This window comes from Staphylococcus sp. NRL 16/872, from assembly GCF_022815905.2.
In the GTDB taxonomy this organism is placed as follows: Bacteria; Bacillota; Bacilli; order Staphylococcales; family Staphylococcaceae; genus Staphylococcus.
In genome coordinates, this window is the sequence record NZ_CP119327.1 from 1,333,547 (window position 1) to 1,355,084 (window position 21,538).

At 32.0% G+C, this 21,538-nt stretch carries 23 protein-coding genes and 1 riboswitch; of the genes, 20 read left to right on the forward strand and 3 right to left on the reverse strand.

Annotation, left to right across the window (positions count from 1 at the left end):
- The first annotated feature begins 37 nt into the window (after nt 1-37).
- From MT340_RS06720 to gcvPB, 4 genes are all read left to right on the forward strand, one after another.
- Entirely contained in the window at nt 38-550 is a 513-nt protein-coding gene (locus tag MT340_RS06720; protein ID WP_279390488.1) for a shikimate kinase, read from the forward strand.
- Nucleotides 547-681, forward strand: a riboswitch (glycine riboswitch). Its footprint overlaps the gene before it by 4 nt.
- Before the next feature lie 77 nt (nt 682-758).
- Nucleotides 759-1,850, forward strand: a complete 1,092-nt coding sequence (gene gcvT, locus MT340_RS06725; RefSeq protein WP_103299024.1) for a glycine cleavage system aminomethyltransferase GcvT — start codon at nt 759-761, stop codon at nt 1,848-1,850.
- 16 nt (nt 1,851-1,866) lie between these two features.
- Entirely contained in the window at nt 1,867-3,219 is a 1,353-nt protein-coding gene (gene gcvPA / locus MT340_RS06730) for an aminomethyl-transferring glycine dehydrogenase subunit GcvPA (RefSeq protein WP_243589281.1), read from the forward strand.
- Nucleotides 3,206-4,684: an aminomethyl-transferring glycine dehydrogenase subunit GcvPB gene (gene gcvPB, locus MT340_RS06735; protein ID WP_243589282.1), complete on the forward strand. Its 1,479-nt coding sequence runs from the start codon at nt 3,206-3,208 to the stop codon at nt 4,682-4,684. The genes gcvPA and gcvPB overlap by 14 nt, the downstream gene beginning before the upstream one ends.
- Before the next feature lie 119 nt (nt 4,685-4,803).
- Here the strand turns inward: gcvPB and MT340_RS06740 are convergent, their stop codons facing one another.
- A complete protein-coding gene (locus MT340_RS06740; RefSeq protein WP_243589283.1) occupies nt 4,804-5,190 on the reverse strand; it encodes a rhodanese-like domain-containing protein in 387 nt (128 codons plus the stop codon).
- A gap of 156 nt (nt 5,191-5,346) precedes the next feature.
- Between MT340_RS06740 and MT340_RS06745 the strand changes: the two genes are divergently transcribed.
- Nucleotides 5,347-6,177, forward strand: a complete 831-nt coding sequence (locus tag MT340_RS06745; protein WP_243589284.1) for a lipoate--protein ligase family protein — start codon at nt 5,347-5,349, stop codon at nt 6,175-6,177.
- 103 nt (nt 6,178-6,280) lie between these two features.
- On the opposite strand, the gene MT340_RS06750 is transcribed toward MT340_RS06745, so the two are convergent.
- Nucleotides 6,281-6,496: an SA1362 family protein gene (locus tag MT340_RS06750; RefSeq protein ID WP_243603698.1), complete on the reverse strand. Its 216-nt coding sequence runs from the start codon at nt 6,494-6,496 to the stop codon at nt 6,281-6,283.
- Between the two features lie 17 nt (nt 6,497-6,513).
- The gene (locus tag MT340_RS06755; RefSeq protein WP_243589286.1) at nt 6,514-7,095 is read right to left on the reverse strand and encodes a hypothetical protein; all 582 of its coding nucleotides are present in this window, start codon (nt 7,093-7,095) and stop codon (nt 6,514-6,516) included.
- A gap of 102 nt (nt 7,096-7,197) precedes the next feature.
- On the opposite strand from MT340_RS06755, the gene MT340_RS06760 reads away from it, so the two are divergent.
- The 15 genes from MT340_RS06760 to MT340_RS06830 all read left to right on the forward strand — a co-directional run bounded on the left by MT340_RS06760 (nt 7,198) and on the right by MT340_RS06830 (nt 21,473).
- A complete protein-coding gene (locus MT340_RS06760) occupies nt 7,198-8,256 on the forward strand; it encodes a M24 family metallopeptidase (RefSeq protein WP_243603699.1) in 1,059 nt (352 codons plus the stop codon).
- Nucleotides 8,257-8,283: 27 nt separating this feature from the next.
- On the forward strand, nt 8,284-8,841 hold the full coding sequence (gene efp / locus MT340_RS06765; RefSeq protein WP_243589288.1) for an elongation factor P: 558 nt from the start codon (nt 8,284-8,286) through the stop codon (nt 8,839-8,841).
- A 233-nt stretch (nt 8,842-9,074) separates the two neighbouring features.
- Complete coding sequence (accB, locus tag MT340_RS06770; RefSeq protein ID WP_243589289.1) at nt 9,075-9,560, forward strand: acetyl-CoA carboxylase biotin carboxyl carrier protein; 486 nt, start codon at nt 9,075-9,077, stop codon at nt 9,558-9,560.
- Entirely contained in the window at nt 9,560-10,915 is a 1,356-nt protein-coding gene (gene accC, locus MT340_RS06775; RefSeq protein ID WP_243589290.1) for an acetyl-CoA carboxylase biotin carboxylase subunit, read from the forward strand. The genes accB and accC overlap by 1 nt, the downstream gene beginning before the upstream one ends.
- Nucleotides 10,916-10,928: 13 nt before the next feature.
- Entirely contained in the window at nt 10,929-11,288 is a 360-nt protein-coding gene (locus MT340_RS06780; RefSeq protein WP_243589291.1) for an Asp23/Gls24 family envelope stress response protein, read from the forward strand.
- Between the two features lie 32 nt (nt 11,289-11,320).
- Nucleotides 11,321-11,710 carry a transcription antitermination factor NusB gene (gene nusB / locus MT340_RS06785; protein WP_103328165.1) on the forward strand — a complete coding sequence of 130 codons (390 nt, stop codon included), beginning with the start codon at nt 11,321-11,323 and terminating at the stop codon, nt 11,708-11,710.
- Between the two features lie 15 nt (nt 11,711-11,725).
- The gene (gene xseA / locus MT340_RS06790; RefSeq protein WP_243589292.1) at nt 11,726-13,063 is read left to right on the forward strand and encodes an exodeoxyribonuclease VII large subunit; all 1,338 of its coding nucleotides are present in this window, start codon (nt 11,726-11,728) and stop codon (nt 13,061-13,063) included.
- Nucleotides 13,056-13,271: an exodeoxyribonuclease VII small subunit gene (locus MT340_RS06795; protein WP_103297135.1), complete on the forward strand. Its 216-nt coding sequence runs from the start codon at nt 13,056-13,058 to the stop codon at nt 13,269-13,271. Before xseA ends, MT340_RS06795 begins: the two co-directional genes overlap by 8 nt.
- A complete protein-coding gene (locus MT340_RS06800) occupies nt 13,264-14,145 on the forward strand; it encodes a polyprenyl synthetase family protein (protein ID WP_243589293.1) in 882 nt (293 codons plus the stop codon). Before MT340_RS06795 ends, MT340_RS06800 begins: the two co-directional genes overlap by 8 nt.
- 280 nt (nt 14,146-14,425) lie before the next feature.
- Nucleotides 14,426-14,878: a transcriptional regulator AhrC/ArgR gene (gene ahrC / locus MT340_RS06805; protein ID WP_103297133.1), complete on the forward strand. Its 453-nt coding sequence runs from the start codon at nt 14,426-14,428 to the stop codon at nt 14,876-14,878.
- A gap of 15 nt (nt 14,879-14,893) precedes the next feature.
- Nucleotides 14,894-16,570, forward strand: a complete 1,677-nt coding sequence (gene recN, locus MT340_RS06810) for a DNA repair protein RecN (protein WP_243603700.1) — start codon at nt 14,894-14,896, stop codon at nt 16,568-16,570.
- A 144-nt stretch (nt 16,571-16,714) separates the two neighbouring features.
- On the forward strand, nt 16,715-18,139 hold the full coding sequence (gene lpdA, locus MT340_RS06815) for a dihydrolipoyl dehydrogenase (protein ID WP_243603701.1): 1,425 nt from the start codon (nt 16,715-16,717) through the stop codon (nt 18,137-18,139).
- 18 nt (nt 18,140-18,157) lie between these two features.
- Nucleotides 18,158-19,159 carry a thiamine pyrophosphate-dependent dehydrogenase E1 component subunit alpha gene (locus tag MT340_RS06820; protein WP_243589296.1) on the forward strand — a complete coding sequence of 334 codons (1,002 nt, stop codon included), beginning with the start codon at nt 18,158-18,160 and terminating at the stop codon, nt 19,157-19,159.
- Nucleotides 19,152-20,135 carry an alpha-ketoacid dehydrogenase subunit beta gene (locus tag MT340_RS06825; RefSeq protein ID WP_243589297.1) on the forward strand — a complete coding sequence of 328 codons (984 nt, stop codon included), beginning with the start codon at nt 19,152-19,154 and terminating at the stop codon, nt 20,133-20,135. Before MT340_RS06820 ends, MT340_RS06825 begins: the two co-directional genes overlap by 8 nt.
- 12 nt (nt 20,136-20,147) lie before the next feature.
- Nucleotides 20,148-21,473 carry a dihydrolipoamide acetyltransferase family protein gene (locus tag MT340_RS06830; RefSeq protein ID WP_243589298.1) on the forward strand — a complete coding sequence of 442 codons (1,326 nt, stop codon included), beginning with the start codon at nt 20,148-20,150 and terminating at the stop codon, nt 21,471-21,473.
- Nucleotides 21,474-21,538: the final 65 nt, after the last annotated feature.

Consider the following 21,538-nt stretch of genomic DNA (forward strand, 5'->3'; position numbering starts at 1 on the left):
AATGTTATTATTGAAAAATTAAAAAAAGGTGATTCACATGGATGATAAAAAATTACCTATTATATTTATTGGCTTTATGGGAACTGGTAAAAGTACAATAGGCGATTTCCTGTCACTAGAACAGAAATTAACGTTTGTCGATTTAGATTCTTATATTGAAATAAAAGAAAACAAATCTATTCCTGAAATTTTCAACCAGATTGGGGAAAGTGGTTTTAGACAATTAGAATACAAATATTTAAAACAATGCATGTCGAAATATGACGTTATTTCTACTGGTGGGGGCATAATTGAAAATGATGATTCTTTAAAATTTTTAAAACAAATAAAGCATGTTATATGGTTAGATTGCTCTATTGACACTGTTTATCGACGAATCTTAAATGATCCTCATAGACCTAATGCTAAAAATAAAACTAAAAAACAATTAAAAAACTTGTATTTATCAAGGATTTCAAGATATAATGAAATCGCATTCATGAAAGTGAATAGTGAAAAAACAATCAAAGAAATTTATGATTTTATCATAAATCATCTATCTTGCGGTTGATCAGTATTAGAGAGAATATTGATAATCATATGTATCTTTAGAAGTGTAATAGATTCCACTGTGATTTTTCTTTATCGCCGAAGGTGCAAGTATAATACGAAACTCTCAGGCAAAAGGATAATACTGTTACGCATTCCTGGATTAAGTGTATAAACAGGGTAGCGATTTGCTACTCTGTTTTTTTATAAAAATTATAGGGGGTTTTCAAATGACAAGCGAATTAAAAAAAACACCATTGTATCAAAATTATGTAGATAGTGGTGCTAAAATAGTAGAATTCGGTGGATGGGCTATGCCTGTTCAGTTTACAAGTATCAAAGAAGAACATAATGCAGTTAGATATAATGTAGGTATGTTCGATGTCAGCCATATGGGAGAAATCTCAATTAAAGGTAACGATGCTAGTAAATTTGTCCAATACTTATTATCAAACGATACTAATAATTTAACTGAAACTAAAGCACAATATACTGCTTTATGTAATGAAGAAGGCGGTATCATTGATGACTTAGTAACTTATAAACTAGGCGAAAATGATTATTTATTAATTGTTAATGCTGCTAACACTGATAAAGACTTTGCTTGGGTTCAAAAACAATCAGCTAACTTTGATGTTGAAGTATCAAATATTTCTGATCAATACGGTCAATTAGCTGTTCAAGGTCCTAAAGCTAGAGATTTAGTTAGTGAATTAGTTGACGTTGATGTAAGTGAAATGAAACCATTTGATTTTAAACAAGGTGTAACTTTATTTGGTAAAAATGTTATTTTATCTCAATCTGGTTACACTGGCGAAGATGGCTTTGAAATCTATTGCGATGCAAAAGATACTGTAGATATCTGGAATGGCTTTATCTCACATGATGTAGTTCCTTGTGGATTAGGTGCAAGAGACACATTAAGACTTGAAGCTGGATTACCTTTACATGGTCAAGATCTTACTGAATCTATCACTCCATACGAAGGTGGTATCGCTTTTGCTGCTAAACCATTAATCGAAGAAGATTTTATTGGTAAATCAGTATTAAAAGATCAAAAAGAAAATGGTTCTGAACGTAGAACTGTTGGTTTAGAATTACTTGAAAAAGGTATCGCAAGAACTGGTTATCCAGTATTAGATCTAGATGGTAATCAAATCGGGGAAGTTACATCTGGAACTCAATCACCTTCATCAGGTAAATCAATTGCAATGGCAATAATTAAACGTGATGAATTTGAAATGGGAAGAGAATTATTAGTTCAAGTGCGTAAAAGACAGCTTAAAGCTAAAATCGTTAAGAAAAATCAAATCGAAAAATAATTAAGGGGTGTGTATTGTGAGTCATCGTTATATACCGTTAACTGAAAAAGATAAAAAAGAAATGTTAGAGACTATTGGTGCTAATTCTATTAATGAACTATTTGGTGATGTACCAGAAGATATTTTACTAAATAGAGATTTAAATATCGCTAGTGGTGAAGCTGAAACAACTTTATTAAAAAGATTAAATAGAGTAGCTAACAAGAATATCACTAAAGAAACACATGCATCATTCTTAGGTGCAGGAGTGTATGATCATTATGCACCTCAAGTAGTAGATGCAATGATTTCACGTTCAGAATTCTATACAGCTTATACACCTTATCAGCCTGAAATTTCTCAAGGTGAATTACAAGCTATTTTTGAATTCCAAACTTTAATTTGTGAATTAACAAATATGGATGTAGCAAACTCTTCAATGTATGATGGCATTACTAGTTTTGCTGAAGCTTGTATCTTAGCTTTCAACCATACTAAAAAGAACAAGATTGTTGTTTCAAAAGGTCTTCATTATCAAGCATTACAAGTGCTTAAAACATATGTAAAAGTTCGTGAAGAATTTGAAATTGTTGAAGTTGATTTAGATGGCACAATTACTGATTTAGAAAAATTAGAACAAGCTGTTGATGATGAAACAGCTGCAGTAGCTGTTCAATATCCAAACTTCTATGGTTCAATTGAAGATTTAGAAAAAATCCATTCATTTATAGAAGATAAAAAAGCTTTATTTATCGTATACGCTAATCCATTAGCTTTAGGTTTATTAACTCCTCCAGGATCATTTGGTGCAGATATTGTAGTAGGAGATACTCAACCATTCGGCATCCCAACTCAATTTGGTGGTCCACACTGTGGTTACTTTGCTACTACTAAAAAATTAATGCGTAAAGTACCTGGTAGATTAGTTGGTGAAACTCAAGATGATGATGGCAATAGAGGTTTTGTATTAACATTACAAGCTCGTGAACAACATATTCGTCGTGATAAAGCTACTTCAAATATTTGTTCTAACCAAGCACTTAATGCTTTAGCTTCATCAATTGCTATGTCTGCTCTTGGTAAACAAGGTGTTTATGATATTGCAGTTCAAAACTTAGAACACGCTAATTATGCAAAAAATCAATTTAAAGAAAATGGTTTTGATGTTTTAGATGGAACATCATTTAACGAATTTGTAGTTAAATTTGATAAACCAATCAAAGAAGTTAACAAACAATTAGCTGAAGAAAGCTTTATTGGTGGCTTTGATTTAGGAGAAGCATCAAGTGATTTTAAAAATCATATGTTAGTTGCTGTTACTGAATTAAGAACTAAAGATGAAATAGATACATTTGTTAAGAAAGCTGGTGAGCTAAATGGTAGTAAGTAAATCAAGTCCATTAATTTTCGAAAGATCTAGAGCAGGTAGATATGCATATTCATTACCGCAAAGCGAAATTAAAGGTGATTCTGTTGAAAGCATTTTAGATGAAAAGTTCATCCGTAAAGATAAAGCAGAATTCCCAGAAGTAGCTGAATTAGATTTAGTACGTCATTACACTGAACTTTCAAATAAAAACTTTGGTGTAGATTCTGGTTTCTATCCACTAGGATCATGTACAATGAAATACAATCCAAAAATTAATGAAAGAGTAGCACGTATTCCAGGATTCGCTGAATCTCATCCATTACAAGAAGAAGAACAAGTACAAGGTTCTCTTGAAATTATTTATAGCTTACAAGAAGAGCTAAAAGAAATTACAGGTATGGATGAGGTTACATTACAACCTGCTGCTGGTGCTCATGGTGAATGGACAGCTTTAATGATCTTTAAAGCTTATCATATTGCTAATGGTGAAGGACATCGTGATGAAGTTATCGTTCCTGACTCAGCACATGGTACTAACCCAGCATCAGCTTCATTTGCAGGTTTCAAAGCTGTAACTGTTAAATCAAATGAACGTGGCGAAGTTGATATCGAAGATTTAAAACGCGTTGTAAACGAAAATACAGCAGCTATCATGTTAACAAACCCAAATACTTTAGGTATTTTCGAGAAAAACATTATGGAAATCCGTGAAATTGTTCACGAAGCAGGTGGTTTATTATACTATGATGGCGCAAACTTAAACGCTATTATGGATAAAGTTCGTCCTGGCGATATGGGATTTGACGCTGTACACTTAAACTTACACAAAACATTCACTGGTCCACACGGTGGTGGTGGCCCTGGTTCAGGTCCAGTAGGAGTTAAAAAAGAACTAGCAAGTTATCTTCCTAAACCGATGGTTGTTAAAGATGGCGATACTTTCAAATATGATAATGATATCGAAAATTCTATCGGTCGTGTAAAACCATTCTACGGTAACTTTGGAATCTACTTAAGAGCTTACACTTATATTAGAACTATGGGTGCTGAAGGCTTAAGAGAAGTTTCAGAAGCTGCTGTACTTAATGCAAACTATATTAAGGCACGCTTAAAAGAGCGTTATGAAATTCCTTATGATCAATATTGTAAACACGAATTTGTACTTAGTGGTTCTAAACAAAAAGAACATGGCGTTCGTACATTAGATATGGCTAAACGTTTATTAGACTTTGGTGTACATCCACCAACTATTTACTTCCCATTAAATGTTGAAGAGGGTATGATGATTGAGCCTACTGAAACTGAGTCTAAAGAAACATTAGATTACTTCATTGATGCAATGATACAAATTGCTGATGAAGCTGAAAATAATCCTGATACAGTTTTAGAAGCGCCTCATACTACAATTATTGATAGATTAGATGAAACTACTGCGGCTCGTAAACCAGTATTGAAATTCGAAAAATTACATGAAGAAAAACAATAATTTAATATAATTAGTAAGGCTTGGACAATTAATTGTGCAAGCCTTATTTTTTAATATTTCTATTTTTATAAAATAAAACACTTAGAGCTTATCTCTAAGTGTTTCTTACTGGCATACAACTATTTTTTAGTTTTAATTTTGCCAGTCCATTTTTTATATCCGCCTTTAAGCATATAAATATCTTTATAGCCATTCTTTTTAAGAATACGTGCTGCACGATAACCAGCAACGCCATTAGCATCACAAAGATAAATAGGTTGATCTTTTCTTAAACCTTGGAATCTTTGGCTAAACATAGAAATTGGAATATTACGTGCTCCATTAATATGTCCATAATCATAATCTACTTTTTCACGTACATCAATAACTTGAGCTTTTCTTAAGCCTTTATGAAATTCGTTTTGCTCTAACTCTGTCACAGCACGTTTATTAATAAACCAATTTCCTAGCATGTAAAGAATAATTAAGACTATAATAACTAATGCTATAATCAAAGATACATTCATATTGCATCCTCCCTAATTAACCGATATTATAATTATAAGGCTGTTAGCACAATTTATCAAAATTTTTTTATTGTCTAATTATGGCTTTATTAAAGTTAACGCTAATTTATATATTTGATTTATAAATAAATAAAAAATTTTGAATGGAGTTTTTTTATGACTGAAACATGGAATTTTATTAATACTGGAAGTCATGACCCATATTATAATATGGCTATGGATGAAGCTTTATTAAATTTTGTTTCTAGAGGGGAAATTGATCCAGTAATAAGATTTTACACATGGGACCCTGCGACATTATCAGTAGGATATTTTCAAAGACTAACAAAAGAAATAGATATTGATAAAGTAAAAGAAAAAGGATTTGGCTTAGTACGTCGTCAGACAGGTGGCCGAGGCGTTTTACATGATAAAGAATTAACGTACAGTGTTATCGTTTCAGAATCACATCCCAATATGCCATCTACTGTAACCGAAGCTTATCGTGTTATTTCAGAAGGTTTATTAGAAGGATTTAAGATATTAGGATTTGAAGCATATTTTGCCATACCTCGTTCAAAAGAAGAACGAGAAAAATTAAAACAACCTAGAAGTGCTGTTTGCTTTGATGCGCCAAGTTGGTATGAGCTTGTGGTTGAAGGACGTAAAATAGCAGGCAGTGCCCAAACTCGCCAAAAAGGTGTTATTCTACAACACGGTTCGTTACTACAAGATGTTGACGTCGATGAACTATTTGACATGTTTATCTTCAAAAATGAACGTTTAAAAGATAAAATGAAAAAAGCATTTGTAGATAAAGCTGTGGCAATAAATGATATTGCAGATCGATTTATTTCTATTGAAGAAATGGAAACAGCATTTGAAGAAGGCTTCAAAAAAGGTTTAAATATTGATTTTAAACCGTTAACTTTAACGGATGCACAATTAGCAGAAGTTAAAGAACTCGAGGAAAAATATCGTTCTGATGAATGGTTATATAAAAAATAATTAAAAAAGAGGCTGATAAATGTCTATTCTAAAAACTAGAGCAGAGTGATATTAACTCTTGTTCAAATTGGACATTATTAATTCAGCCTCTTTTATATATAAATTATTTGCGATTACGTCGTTTGTACTTTCTTACAGCTTTTCTATACTTTCTTTGATCTTCAGTAAGAAAGAAGAAGTAATAAATTAAATAAATAATTAATGCAATAATTGCAAAAGTAAAGATTGTTTTAACAAACGACATTAAAAATACATTTAGATTTAAAATTAATCCAATCGCTGCAATCGCTAAAACAATATAAAAAATAACATTTTTCAATTTAAAAACTCCTACGATTAAGAATTACTAGACATATTAATTTGCGATAATTTTGTTTTCCCTTTACTTAATTTTTCTTTGTTATTAGATTCGTAACCATTTTTAATATCTTTAAATGCAGATTGAAGATTTTTATTTATTTGTTTAATATTTTTATCTTCATTTTCATTATTGGCACTCATTTTATCTTTTGATACAGCATTTTTGTACTTACTGTAAGCGTCATCTATATCATTTGAAATAGTATTTAATTTCTCTAAGTTTTGATTTTTATCTTCTTTTTTCTTCTTAGTTAAGTCAAGCTTATTAAAATTTCCAATTACTTTAGCAATATTTTGATAATACTGAGAACTAGCACTTAAGAATTGGGTTTCATTATTATTATCTACAGTTTTAGATACATTTTTTTTATCATTATTTAAAGCATTTAATTGCGATTTCTGGTTACTGATATCTTGATTTAGTTGTTGGATATCTAGTTTCAAGTCGTGGTTTTCATCTCTTAATTTAGTTGTTTTATCTTCTAAAGGACCTAAGTTCTGAGTGCCACAGCCAACTAGCAAACACGAAGCTCCTATAATTGTTATTAATTTTTTCATGTAAATCTCCCTAAATCAAAATCTATTTATTCGAAAATAAGTATGATATCATTTTAATGTAAATAATTAAAATGTACAAACGTTATACAAGAGGTGGACAAAATGGATAAATTAGCAAAAATTCACGAATTACTTAACCAACAAGATTTAGACGCAGTTGTGATTTTATCAGACTATAACCGCAGATATGTTTCAGACTTTACAGGAACAAGTGGCGCACTTCTTATTTCTAAAAATGAAAATAAACTTATTACGGACTTCCGTTATATTGAACAAGCAACAAATCAAGCAGTCAATTTTGAAATTATTAATAGAAAAGGCAGTATTAATGATGAAATTATTTCAATCATAAATAATCAAAATTTTCAAAAAGTAGGGTTTGAAGGACGTTTAGTGAGTTATGATACATATCAAATTCTTAACAATACTTCGGCTCAATTGGTTAGTATAGGAAATGAAATTGAACATATCAGAGAAATTAAAACTCCTGAAGAAATAGAGAAAATTAAAATTGCTGCTAAAATTGTTGACGACACTTATAATTATCTATTAGAAACAGTTAAAGTTGGTATGACTGAAAGGGAAGTAAAAGCGTTATTAGAAAGTAAAATGTTAGAACTTGGTGCTGACGGTCCTTCATTCGATACAATCGTAGCTTCTGGCTATAGAGGTGCTTTACCTCATGGTGTCGCAAGCGATAAGGTAATTGAACAAGGAGATATGATCACTTTAGATTTTGGTGCATATTATAGAGGATATTGCTCTGATATCACACGAACTTTCGCTATAGGGGAACCTGATACTAAATTAAAAGAAATTTATGATATTGTCCTTAAATCTCAAATTAAAGCTATTAATGAAATTAAACCTGGTATGAGCGTAGAAGAAGCCGATGCATTATCTAGAGATTATATAGACGCACATGGTTATGGTGCAGAATTCGGCCATTCTTTAGGTCATGGTATTGGATTAGAAATTCATGAAGGACCATTATTGTCTAAAAATGCAAATGGTACAATTGAAGTAAATAACTGTGTTACTATTGAACCAGGTATTTATGTCGATGGTCTTGGTGGGGTACGTATTGAAGATGACATTTTAATCACTGAAAATGGTCGTGAAGTCTTTACTAAATGTACGAAAGACCTTATTATTTTATAGTAAGCGTATAATTGAGGAGGAAACTGAATGATTTCGGTTAATGATTTTAAAACAGGTTTAACTATTTCTGTAGATAATGGTATTTGGAAAGTTATTGATTTCCAACACGTAAAACCAGGTAAAGGTTCTGCCTTTGTACGTTCTAAATTACGTAACTTAAGAACTGGCGCTATCCAAGAAAAAACATTTAGAGCTGGTGAAAAAGTAGAACAAGCTATGATTGAAAACCGTCGTATGCAATACTTATATGCTGATGGTGATAATCATGTATTCATGGATAACGAAACATTTGATCAAACTGAGTTATCTGGTGATTACTTAAAAGATGAATTAAAATACTTAAAAGCTAATATGGAAGTTCAAATTCAATCTTACGAAGGCGAAACAATTGGTGTTGAATTACCTAAGACTGTTGAATTAGAAGTTACAGAAACTGAACCTGGTATCAAAGGTGATACTGCAACTGGTGCTACTAAATCTGCGACAGTTGAAACTGGATATACGTTAAATGTTCCTTTATTCGTAAATGAAGGAGACATTTTAGTTATCAACACTAGCGATGGTAGCTATATTTCAAGAGGTTAATATTTAGCGTTATGTACTACAACTCTGAGACATATTTTTTGTCTTAGAGTTTTTTAATTATATAAGTGGTTAAATAATAGTTTAAAAATGTATTTAGGTTGATTTTACAGAACCAAGAAAATATAAGAATAATCTCTAACAATTGAATTGAAAATGACACATGCTTGAATTGGTTGAAACAGTCAAGTAAAATAGATTGGTAGATGAAAACTAAGTCAAGGAGTCATTAACCTATGAATTTTAAAGAAATAAAAGAATTAATCGAAATTCTGGATCAATCAAGTTTAACTGAAATCAATATTGAAGATAATAAAGGTAGCGTAGTTAATTTAAAAAAACAAAAAGAAACTGAAATTATTACGCCACAATATGCGCAACCACAGGCTCCTGTAGTAGCGCCACAATCTTCAGCTTCTCAACCACAAACGACAGCTGAAACTACGCAACCATCAAGTTCTGAGAATGTTTCTGAGACAGAAACTAACTATCAAACAATTAATGCTCCTATGGTCGGTACATTTTATAAATCGCCGTCACCTGAAGAGGATGCATATGTTAAAGTAGGCGATAAAGTATCGGATGATTCAACAGTATGCATTTTAGAAGCTATGAAATTATTTAACGAAATACAAGCAGAGGTTTCTGGTGAAATCGTAGAAATATTAGTAGAAGACGGACAAATGGTAGAGTATGGCCAACCGTTATTTAAGGTGAAATAATGAAAAAGATTTTAATTGCTAACCGAGGTGAAATTGCGGTTAGAATTATTAGAGCATGTCATGATTTAGGTATTCAAACTGTTGCAATCTATTCTGAAGGAGATAAAGACGCATTACATACTCAAATTGCTGATGAAGCATATTGCGTTGGTCCTACTCAGTCTAAAGATTCATATTTAAATATTCCTAATATCTTATCTATAGCAACGTCTACAGGTTGTGACGGTGTTCATCCTGGTTATGGATTTTTAGCTGAAAATGGCGATTTCGCTGAATTATGTGAAGCATGTCAATTGAAGTTTATTGGCCCAAGTTATGAATCTATACAAAAAATGGGTATTAAAGACGTGGCTAAAGCGGAAATGATAGCAGCAAACGTTCCTGTTGTGCCTGGTAGCGATGGTCTAGTTGAAACAATAAATGATGCTAAAAAAATTGCCAATGACATCGGATATCCAGTGATTATCAAAGCTACTGCTGGTGGTGGCGGCAAAGGAATTCGTGTCGCTCGTGATGAAACAGAATTAGAAAATGGTTTCCGCATGACACAACAAGAAGCAGAAACTGCATTCGGAAATGGTGGATTGTATCTTGAAAAATTCATCGAAAACTTCCGTCACATTGAAATTCAAGTGATTGGCGATCAATTTGGTAATGTCATTCATTTGGGTGAACGTGATTGTACAATCCAAAGACGTATGCAAAAGTTAGTAGAAGAATCTCCTTCTCCAATTCTTTCTGAAAAAACACGTCAAGAAATGGGAGATGCTGCTGTCAGAGCTGCTAAGGCAGTTAACTATGAAAACGCAGGTACAATTGAATTTATTTATGATTTAAATGATGATAAATTCTACTTCATGGAAATGAATACGCGTATTCAAGTAGAACATCCAGTAACTGAAATGGTAACAGGTATCGATTTAGTTAAACTTCAACTAAAAGTAGCTATGGGAGAACCGCTACCTTACAAACAAAAAGATATTTCAATTAATGGTCATGCAATTGAATATAGAATAAACGCTGAGAATCCGTATAAAAATTTTATGCCTTCTCCAGGGAAAATAACACAATATATAGCACCAGGAGGATATGGTGTTCGAATTGAATCAGCTTGTTATACAAATTACACTATACCTCCATATTATGATTCAATGGTAGCTAAATTAATCGTGCATGAACCAACTAGAGATGAAGCGATTATGACTGGTATTAGAGCATTAAGTGAGTATCTAATATTAGGAATTGATACTACAATTCCGTTCCATTTAAAATTAATGAATAACGATATTTTTAGAAGTGGTAATTTTAATACAAATTTCTTAGAAAAGTATAATATTATGGATGATAATGAGTAGGGGGTTAAATCAAATGGTAAAAGTAGCAGATTATTCAAATTCAAATTTAGGGAAAGTAGAAATTGCACCTGAAGTCATTTCAGTTATCGCGAGCATCGCAGTATCAGAAATTGAGGGAGTAACTGGACATTTCGCCGACTTAAACACTACTAATTTAGAAAAAATCAGTAGAAAGAATTTAAGTAAAAATTTAAAAATTGAAGCAAAAGATGATGGTATTCATATCGATGTTTACTGTTCTATTAAACACGGAGTTAAAATCTCTAAGTTTGCTAGTAAAATCCAAGCAAATATTTTCAATTCTATTAAAACAATGACTGCTATTGAACCTAAAGAGATTAACATTCATATCATGCATATTACTGCTGAATAGATTAGAACAAATATTAAAATAAGGAGTTTGTTATGAGTCGTAAAGAATCTAGAAAACAAGCATTTCAAACATTATTTCAATTAGAAATGAAAGATACAGATTTGACTATTAATGAGGCGATCAACTTTATTAAAGATGATTATCCGGATTTAGATTTTGATTTCATTCATTGGTTAGTAACTGGCGTCAAAGATCATGAGCCGGTCCTTGATGAAACAATCGAACCTAAACTTAAAGATTGGTCAATCCAACGTTTATTAAAAAGTGATCGTATAATTTTACGAATGGCTACTTTTGAACTTCTTCATAGTGAAACACCTCCAAAAGTAATTATTAACGAAGCCGTTGAACTTACTAAACAATTCAGTGATGATGATCATTACAAATTTATTAATGGTGTACTAAGCAATATAAAAAAATAATATTGAGTGATATATATGTCAGAATATTTAAGTGTTACAACTCTAACTAAATACATTAAGTACAAATTTGATCAAGATCCGCATTTGCAATCTGTGCTACTTAAAGGTGAACTATCAAATTTTAAAAAGCATTCAAGTGGTCATTTGTACTTTAATGTTAAGGATAAAGATAGTGTTATCAATGCAATGATGTTTAAAGGGAACGCTTCTCAACTTACATTTAATCCTAAAGAGGGCGATGAAGTATTACTTGAAGCTAGGGTTTCAGTATATGAACGTCGAGGTAATTATCAAATCTACGTTAACAAAATGGAACTTGATGGTATTGGAAATCTATACCAAAAATTAGAAGAACTTAAACAAAAGTTAGCAAAAGAAGGCTTTTTCAATAAAGAATATAAAAAGCCAATACCTAAATATCCTAAAAAAATAGCCATCTTGACTGCAAGCACTGGTGCAGCAATACGTGATATTCACTCAACGATTAATAGCCGTTATCCTCTTGCAGAAAAGATGTCCATTAGCACTTTAGTACAAGGGGCTCAAGCTAAAAATGATATTATCGAAAAAATTAAATATGCTGATAGTTTAAGTGTAGATACGATAATTTTAGGTCGTGGCGGGGGTTCTATAGAGGATTTATGGAACTTTAATGAAGAAGAAGTGGTAAAAGCTATTTTTAATTGTAAAACGCCCATTATTTCAGCAGTTGGCCACGAAACTGATTTTACATTGAGTGACTTTGTTGCAGATGTTAGAGCAGCTACACCTACTCAAGCTGCAGTTATTGCCACACCAGATCAATATGAATTATTACAACAAATTAAGCAATATCAATTTTCATTGACGAAGTTTATTAAACAATACGTTGAAAAACAAAATAAACGTTTAGATTATTTAGCATCATATTATAAATTCAAGCAACCATCATTACTATATGATCAACAATTACAACGTAGAGATGATTTAGAAAAACAATTGAAGCAAAATCTTGTACTAAGTATTGAAAGTAAGAAAAACAATATTAAATTATTACAAAATCATTTTAATTTAAAAAATTTCAATCGAACTATTATTCAAAACCAAAAAACAGTATCAAATCATCGTAATCGTTTAATTAATGTAACTAATCAAAATATAGAAAATAGTAGAATTAAATTACAGAATAAGATAGAACAACTTAATAATTTAAGTCCTACTAATATTATGTTACGAGGTTATACAATCGTTAATAAAAATGATAAGTTCATAACAAGTACACATGATTTAAAAGAAAACGACGAGATTACATTATCTATGAAAGATGGAGATGTCAACGCTATCGTTAAGAAAGTTAGGTGTAAAGATGAGTAAAGAACAACAAAGTTTTGAAGAAATGATGCAAGAATTAGAAAATATAGTTCAAAAATTAGATAATGAAACAGTTTCATTAGAAGAATCATTGAATCTATACCAACGAGGAATGAAATTATCTGCTGCTTGCGAAACAACTTTGAAAGATGCTGAAAATAAAGTGAATCAATTAATTAAAGATGAAACAGAGGGTGCCGATAATGAGTAAATTATCAACAAATGAATTAATTGAACAAATTAATACCTTACTTAATGAGAGAATTGAAGATTCTTCACTTAATACAAATTTAGAAGAAAGTATGCGTTATTCTCTAAATGCTGGTGGTAAACGTATTCGTCCTTTACTTGTTTTATTAACTTTAAATGTTTTAAATGAGGATTATAATAAGGGACTTCAAACAGCTTTAGCACTTGAAATGATTCATACTTATTCACTTGTACATGATGACTTACCTGCTATGGATAATGACGATTATAGACGAGGTAAACTTACAAATCATAAAGTTTATGGTGAATGGAAAGCTATACTTGCTGGTGATGCTTTATTAACTAAAGCATTCGAAGTCGTAGCAAATGATAAATTACTTAAACCTGAAGTTAAAGTGAAAGTTATCTCACGTTTAGCCCACGGTAGTGGTCATTTAGGAATGGTCGGAGGACAAACATTAGATATGGCAAGCGAAGAAAAGTCTGTAGATTTAACCACACTTGAACAAATTCATAGAGCTAAAACAGGTGCATTATTACAGTTTGCTATTTTAAGTGCAGCCGATATTGCTGAAGTAAACGAAACAATTTCAATAGCATTAGAAAAATTTAGTGATAATTTAGGTTTAATGTTCCAAATTAAAGATGATTTGTTAGACATTTATGGAGACGAACAAAAATTAGGTAAAAAAGTAGGTAGCGATTTAGAAAATAATAAAAGCACTTATGTGTCTTTACTAGGTAAAACAGGGGCTGAAGAAAAATTAGAATATCATAGAAATAAAGCAATCGAGGCATTAAATCCTCTTAAATCTCAGTATGATATTACTCAATTGTTAGACATTATAGATTTATTTTATAACAGAGATCACTAACTAAAATAATATTATTTAAAACCTTCTATGTGTTATTACTTAGAAGGTTTTTTCTTATAAAAGATAAATCTATATTTTAAAATAGCAAAATTATCTCTTTAATATGTATAACTTTATACATTTAAATGTAATAAATGCATTTTCCGAAATATATGTATCTATAAAATTCAACCTTAAATGTTTGATATGACAACATTTGTAACAAGTTTAATTTAGTAGTAGTTACTAAATTGTTGTGTTAAAATCAATGTATAAATATTCGAAACTAGGAGTGTTCACAATGGCTAAGAAATCAGTGAGACATATTAAAATCCGAGAAATTATCTCAAGTGAACAGATTGAAACCCAAGATGAACTAGTTAAACGGCTAAATGAATATGATTTAAATGTTACTCAAGCAACCGTTTCACGAGATATAAAAGAACTACAATTAATTAAAGTACCTACACCTTCAGGTCAATATGTTTACAGTTTACCAAATGATCGTAAATATCATCCTCTTGAAAAACTGGGCCGATATTTAATGGATTCTTTCGTCAATATTGAAGGAACAGGAAATTTACTTGTTTTAAAAACGCTTCCTGGAAATGCCCAATCAATTGGCGCTATTCTTGATCAAATTGATTGGGATGAAGTTTTAGGAACTATTTGTGGAGACGACACTTGCCTTTTAATTTGTAAAGATGAAGAAGCAAGTAATACAATTAAAACTAGAATTTTTAATTTATTATAAGGATGCGATGAATTCATGTTACAAACCTTATCAATAAAACAATTTGCAATCATTGATGAACTGGAAATTCAATTTTCAGATGGCTTAACTGTTTTAAGTGGGGAAACTGGTTCTGGTAAATCAATTATTATAGATGCAATCGGACAATTGATTGGTATGCGTGCTTCATCAGACTATGTAAGGCATGGAGAGAAAAAAGCAATTATTGAAGGCATATTTGATATTGATAATAGTAAAGATGCAATTTCAATCTTAAAAAGTTTAGATATTGACATTGATGAAGATTTTTTAATAGTTAAAAGAGAAATTTTCAGCTCTGGGAAAAGTATATGTAAAATCAATAATCAAACTGTTACGCTTCAAGATTTGCGTAAAGTAATGCAAGAGCTTTTAGATATACATGGACAACATGAAACGCAGGTATTATTAAAACAAAAATATCATCTTAAATTATTAGATGATTATGCTGAAGATAAGTATTTAGATACTCAAGAAAACTATCAACAATTATTTAATGAATACAAAATTAAAACTAAAGAATTAGAGGAACTTGAATCTGCAGATCAAGCTTTGTTACAACGCTTAGACTTGATGAAATTCCAATTTGAAGAATTAAAAGAAGCTTCCTTAAAAGAAGGGGAGACAGAACAACTAGAAGCTGATATACGTAGGATTCAAAACTCTGAAAAATTAAGCTTAGCTTTAAATAATGCGCATGTTACTTTAACTGATGAGCATGCTATTACTGATAGACTATATGAATTAAGTAATCATCTTCAATCTATCAACGATATTCTTCCAAATAAATACAATAAATTAAAAGAAGATGTCGACCAATTTTATTATACGCTTGAAGATGCTAAACATGAACTTTATGATGAAATGTCCAATACAGAATTTGATGAGCAAGTATTAAATGAACTTGAGTCTAGAATGAATTTGCTGAATAATCTTAAACGTAAATACGGAAAAGATATTAACGAATTAATCACATATCAAGATAAACTTGAGAGTGAAATTTCTAAAATTGAAAATTACGAAGAAAGTACAACTCAATTAAGAGAAGAAATATGTCAACTTTATAAAAAAGTACTTGAAGTTGGTAAAACTCTTTCTAAAGAACGTCGTAAAGTTGCGCGTGAATTAAGAGATCACATCGTTAAAGAAATTCAAAATTTACAAATGAAAGATGCAAATCTTGAAATTTCTTTTCAACCTCTTGATAAGCCGACAATAGAAGGTATAGAATTTGTAGAATTCTTAATTAGCCCAAATAAAGGTGAGTCACTTAAAAGTTTAAATAAAATCGCTTCAGGTGGGGAACTGTCGCGTATTATGTTAGCTCTAAAAAGTATATTTGTTCAATCTAGAGGTCAAACAGCAATTTTATTTGACGAAGTAGATTCAGGTGTATCAGGTCAAGCAGCACAAAAAATGGCTGAGAAAATGCGTGATATAGCACAGTATATTCAAGTTATTTGTATCTCACATTTACCTCAAGTTGCCTCTATGAGTGATCATCACTTATTAATTAGTAAAGCTTCAAATGAAGAGCGTACTACTACTCAAGTGAAAGAACTTGAAGACGGTGATAAAATAGATGAAATTGCGCGTATGATTTCAGGTGCAAGCGTGACTGATTTAACGCGTGAAAATGCTAAAGAAATGATTGAACAAAATCGTAGAAAATAGTTGTATAAAATAGTAAGGGTTATTTTCAGAATTTATAAATTTGATGTAAAATAATTAAGTATAAATAATTTCAACTTATAAGAGGGTGTGAACTGAATCGTTTCACGCTCTCTATCTAAGTTTAGACAAGTTAGGAGTAAGAACATGTCTGAAAAACAATATGACCTAGTCGTGTTAGGTGGAGGAACTGCAGGATATGTAGCAGCCATCCGTGCCTCACAACTGGGCAAAACAGTAGCTGTGGTTGAACAATCTTTGTTAGGTGGCACATGTTTACATAAAGGTTGTATCCCAACTAAAGCGCTATTAAAATCGGCTGAAGTGACACGCACAGTCAAACAATCTTCAAACTTTGGTGTTAACGTGAATGACTTTACGATTGATTTTTCAAAAATGATGGCAAGAAAGACTGAGATTGTTGAACAAATGCATAACGGTGTTAACGCACTAATGTCAAAAAACCATATCGATGTTTACAATGGAACTGGTCGTATTATGGGCACTTCAATCTTTTCTCCACAAAGTGGTACAATATCAGTGGAATATAGTAATGGAGAGTCTGAATTATTGCCGAATCAATATGTATTGATTGCAACTGGTACAAGTCCTAGACCATTGCCATTCTTAGACTTTGATAACGAACATATTATTTCGAGCAATGACTTATTAGAGATGCCGGAATTGCCTAATAGTATAGCTATTATTGGTGGGGGAGTAATAGGACTTGAATTTGCTTCGCTTTTAATTGATTTAGGTGTAAAGGTTTCAGTGATTGAAGCGAATGAACGTATCTTGCCTACTGAGAGTAATCAAATCGCTAAATTCCTTAAAGATAATTTAGAGCAGAGAGGCGTAACATTTTTTGAAAATTGTCAATTAGATGAATCTTCAATTTCAATTACTGCGGACAATGTATCAATAACGGTGAATAACGACCAATCTGTTGAAGCTGAAAAAGTTTTAATAGCTATAGGGCGTATGCCTAATACATCTGACATTGGCTTAAATAATACAAAAATTAAAACAGATAATGCTGGCTATATCGAGGTTAATCTTTTTCAACAGACAGAGGATGCACATATTTATGCTGCTGGTGATTGTATCGGAAAATTACAACTTGCACATGTTGCTTCAAAAGAAGGTGTGATTGCAGTTGAACATATGTTCAGTACACCACCAATACCGTTAGATTATAATTTAATGCCTAAATGCGTATATACTTATCCTGAAATAGCATCCATTGGGATGAACAATGAAATAGCTAAATCTCAAGGAATAAATACACGTACATATAAAGCATCATTTAACGCGATAGGAAAAGCAGTTATCGATGAGGATGCAAAGCAACGAGGATTTTGTGAAGTTGTCATCAATCAAGATAACGATGAAATTATTGGTTTAAGCATGATAGGACCACATGCTTCTGAATTAATAAACGAAGCAGCTTTATTACAATTTATGAATGGTTCTGCATTAGAATTAGGTCTAACTACACATGCACATCCCTCCATATCTGAAGTATTAATGGAATTAGGATTAAAAATAGAAAATAGAGCAATTCATGTTTAACAGGGAGGAAAATATCGGATGATTGATTATAAATCTGTCGGCCTTACAGAAGAAGACCTCAAACAAATCTATAAATGGATGGATTTAGGAAGAAAAGTAGATGAAAGATTATGGTTGCTTAACCGCGCTGGTAAAATACCTTTTGTCGTAAGTGGCCAAGGTCAAGAAGCAACACAAATTGGTATGGCTTATGCCATGAAAGAAGGAGACATTTCATCACCTTACTATAGAGATTTAGCGTTTGTCACTTATATGGGTATTTCGCCTTATGACACAATGCTAGCTTCATTTGGTAAAAAAGATGATATTAATTCTGGCGGTAAACAAATGCCATCGCATTTTAGTCATCGTGAAAAAGGCATACTATCACAAAGTTCTCCAGTAGCAACGCAAATACCACATTCTGTAGGAGCTGCTCTAGCATTAAAAATGGATGGAAAATCAAATATATCTACAGCAACTGTAGGTGAAGGTAGTTCCAACCAAGGTGATTTCCATGAAGGCTTAAATTTCGCGGGTGTTCATAACTTACCATTCGTTTGTGTCATTATAAATAATAAATATGCGATTTCAGTACCTGATTCTTTACAATATGCTGCAGAAAAATTATCTGATAGAGCTGCTGGTTATGGCATTTATGGAGAAACTGTAGATGGTAATGATCCAATTGCAATGTATAAAGCTATGAAAGAAGCTAGAGAAAGAGCTCTAAGCGGAGAAGGTGCAACGCTTATTGAAGCAGTTACTAGCCGTATGACACCTCATTCTTCAGACGATGATGATACATATCGTACAAAAGAAGAACGTGAATCTTTAAAAATATTGGATTGCAATTTAAAATTTAAAGATTACCTATTAGAACAAGGCGTTATTGATGAAAAATGGTTAAGTGAAGTTGAAGAAGAGCACAAAGCTATCGTGAATAAAGCAACTAAAGATGCTGAGCAAGCACCTTATCCTTCAGTAAATGAAGTGTATCAATATGTATATGACCCTGAAGGAGGTATAACTAATGACTAAAATGAGCTATATTGAGGCCATTCAACAAGCACAGGATTTAGCAATGGAACAAAATAAAAACGTCTTCATTTTAGGTGAGGATGTAGGTCGTAAAGGTGGCGTATTTGGTGCTACTCGTGGTTTACAAGAAAAATATGGTGTCGAACGTGTAATAGATACGCCGTTAGCTGAATCAAATATCATTGGTACTGCAATCGGGGCTGCAATGTTAGGAAAACGTCCGATCGCGGAAATTCAATTTGCTGATTTCATTTTACCTGCAGTAAATCAAATTATTAGTGAAGCTGCTAAAATGCGATATCGTTCAAATAATGACTGGCAATGTCCTTTAACAATACGAGCACCATTCGGCGGTGGCGTCCATGGCGGTTTATATCATTCACAAAGTGTAGAAAGCATCTTTGCATCTACACCTGGATTAACTATTGTTATACCGTCTTCACCATATGACGCTAAAGGTCTATTATTATCATCTATTGAATCTAATGATCCAGTGTTATTCTTTGAACATAAGAAAGCATATCGTTTCTTAAAAGAAGAAGTACCAGAAGACTATTACACTGTTCCATTAGGAAAAGCAGACGTTAAACGTGAAGGCGAAGATATTACTGTCTTCACATATGGCTTATGCGTAAACTATTGTCTTCAAGCTGCTGATATATTAGCTGCAGATGGCATTAGTGTAGAAGTGGTTGATTTACGTACCGTTTATCCTTTAGACAAACAAACGATTATTGAACGAGCTAAAAATAATGGCAAAATTTTACTTGTTACAGAAGATAATCTAGAAGGTAGTATTATGTCAGAAGTTTCAGCTATTATTGCTGAGAACTGCTTGTTTGATTTAGATGCACCAATTATGCGACTTGCTGGACCTGATGTGCCTTCAATGCCATTTTCACCTAATCTTGAAAATGAAGTCATGATGAACCCTGACAAAATCTTAGATAAAATGCGCGAACTTGCGCAATTTTAAGGAGGCAATATTATGGATATTAAAATGCCAAAATTAGGGGAAAGTGTACACGAAGGTACGATTGAACAATGGTTAGTGTCTGTAGGAGACCACGTTGATGAATATGAACCACTATGTGAAGTTGTAACTGATAAAGTGACTGCAGAAGTGCCTTCAACGAGTTCAGGTATCATTACTGAGCTATGTGTAAATGAAGGTGAAACAGTCGAAATCAATCATGTGATTTGCAAGATTGAAAATGAAAATGAATCAGAGTCGAATGATAATGAGGACCAACAACTTAATGTGAATTTGAGTGGTGATGATCAACTTACAATCAATAATAAGAATAGTGATCAGCATAATAACGCAAATGGGCCTCAACAATCGCTTCAATCTCAGTCACAATCTCAATCGCAATCATCTGCACCTAAAAATAATGGTCGTTTTTCTCCTGTAGTATTTAAAATTGCTTCAGAAAATAACGTAGATTTATCGTTAGTACCTGGTACTGGTTTTGAAAATAGAGTTACTAAAAAAGATATCGAAGCTTATATTAAATCAAGCCATAATAATACTTCTCAACCGACGCAATCATCTGCGCCAAAAGATAAATTAAAAACTCAAGATGTGCCAGTAACACCTCAATCATCAAATCAAAATGACCAAGTCATTCCAGTAAAAGGTGTACGTAAAGCAATTGCACAAAACATGGTGACAAGTGTTACTGAAATTCCTCATGGCTGGATGATGGTTGAAGTAGATGCTACTAATTTGGTAAAAACGAGAAATTATCACAAAAATAGTTTTAAAGAAAATGAAGGATATAACTTAACGTATTTTGCTTTCTTCGTAAAAGCAGTAGCTGAAGCGCTAAAAGCAAACCCACTATTAAATAGTAGTTGGGATGGCAACGAGATTGTATTGCATAAAGAAATCAATATTTCTATTGCGGTAGCTGATGAAGATAAGTTATATGTCCCTGTCATTAAAAATGCAGATGAAAAATCTATAAAAGGCATTGCTAGAGAAGTTAATGAATTAGCACTTAAAGCACATAATGGTAAATTAACTCAAGAAGATATGTCAGGTGGTACATTTACTGTTAATAATACCGGAACATTTGGTTCTGTATCGTCAATGGGTATTATTAATCATCCTCAAGCTGCTATCTTGCAAGTGGAATCGATTGTCAAACGACCTGTCGTTATTGATGACATGATAGCGATTAGAAGCATGGTGAATTTATGTATTTCTATTGACCATCGTATCCTTGACGGCGTACAAACTGGTCGTTTCATGTCTCAAGTAAAACAACGCATTGAGAATTATTCAGTTGAAAATACTAATATTTACTAGTTTTAATAAGGGAAAGTTCACCAATCGTTAGACAAGCTATTTGAACTCTGTTTATTAAATTAGTA

Excerpts from the sequence above, each read along its gene's own strand:
- MT340_RS06720 (WP_279390488.1), top strand. The coding sequence starts at position 38 with ATGGATGATAAAAAATTACCTATTATATTTATTGGCTTTATGGGAACT.
- gcvT (WP_103299024.1), top strand. The coding sequence starts at position 759 with ATGACAAGCGAATTAAAAAAAACACCATTGTATCAAAATTATGTAGAT.
- gcvPB (WP_243589282.1), top strand. The coding sequence starts at position 3,206 with ATGGTAGTAAGTAAATCAAGTCCATTAATTTTCGAAAGATCTAGAGCA.
- MT340_RS06740 (WP_243589283.1), bottom strand. The coding sequence starts at position 5,190 with ATGAATGTATCTTTGATTATAGCATTAGTTATTATAGTCTTAATTATT.
- MT340_RS06745 (WP_243589284.1), top strand. The coding sequence starts at position 5,347 with ATGACTGAAACATGGAATTTTATTAATACTGGAAGTCATGACCCATAT.
- MT340_RS06755 (WP_243589286.1), bottom strand. The coding sequence starts at position 7,095 with ATGAAAAAATTAATAACAATTATAGGAGCTTCGTGTTTGCTAGTTGGC.
- MT340_RS06760 (WP_243603699.1), top strand. The coding sequence starts at position 7,198 with ATGGATAAATTAGCAAAAATTCACGAATTACTTAACCAACAAGATTTA.
- efp (WP_243589288.1), top strand. The coding sequence starts at position 8,284 with ATGATTTCGGTTAATGATTTTAAAACAGGTTTAACTATTTCTGTAGAT.
- accB (WP_243589289.1), top strand. The coding sequence starts at position 9,075 with ATGAATTTTAAAGAAATAAAAGAATTAATCGAAATTCTGGATCAATCA.
- accC (WP_243589290.1), top strand. The coding sequence starts at position 9,560 with ATGAAAAAGATTTTAATTGCTAACCGAGGTGAAATTGCGGTTAGAATT.
- MT340_RS06780 (WP_243589291.1), top strand. The coding sequence starts at position 10,929 with ATGGTAAAAGTAGCAGATTATTCAAATTCAAATTTAGGGAAAGTAGAA.
- nusB (WP_103328165.1), top strand. The coding sequence starts at position 11,321 with ATGAGTCGTAAAGAATCTAGAAAACAAGCATTTCAAACATTATTTCAA.
- xseA (WP_243589292.1), top strand. The coding sequence starts at position 11,726 with ATGTCAGAATATTTAAGTGTTACAACTCTAACTAAATACATTAAGTAC.
- MT340_RS06795 (WP_103297135.1), top strand. The coding sequence starts at position 13,056 with ATGAGTAAAGAACAACAAAGTTTTGAAGAAATGATGCAAGAATTAGAA.
- MT340_RS06800 (WP_243589293.1), top strand. The coding sequence starts at position 13,264 with ATGAGTAAATTATCAACAAATGAATTAATTGAACAAATTAATACCTTA.
- ahrC (WP_103297133.1), top strand. The coding sequence starts at position 14,426 with ATGGCTAAGAAATCAGTGAGACATATTAAAATCCGAGAAATTATCTCA.
- recN (WP_243603700.1), top strand. The coding sequence starts at position 14,894 with ATGTTACAAACCTTATCAATAAAACAATTTGCAATCATTGATGAACTG.
- lpdA (WP_243603701.1), top strand. The coding sequence starts at position 16,715 with ATGTCTGAAAAACAATATGACCTAGTCGTGTTAGGTGGAGGAACTGCA.
- MT340_RS06820 (WP_243589296.1), top strand. The coding sequence starts at position 18,158 with ATGATTGATTATAAATCTGTCGGCCTTACAGAAGAAGACCTCAAACAA.
- MT340_RS06825 (WP_243589297.1), top strand. The coding sequence starts at position 19,152 with ATGACTAAAATGAGCTATATTGAGGCCATTCAACAAGCACAGGATTTA.
- MT340_RS06830 (WP_243589298.1), top strand. The coding sequence starts at position 20,148 with ATGGATATTAAAATGCCAAAATTAGGGGAAAGTGTACACGAAGGTACG.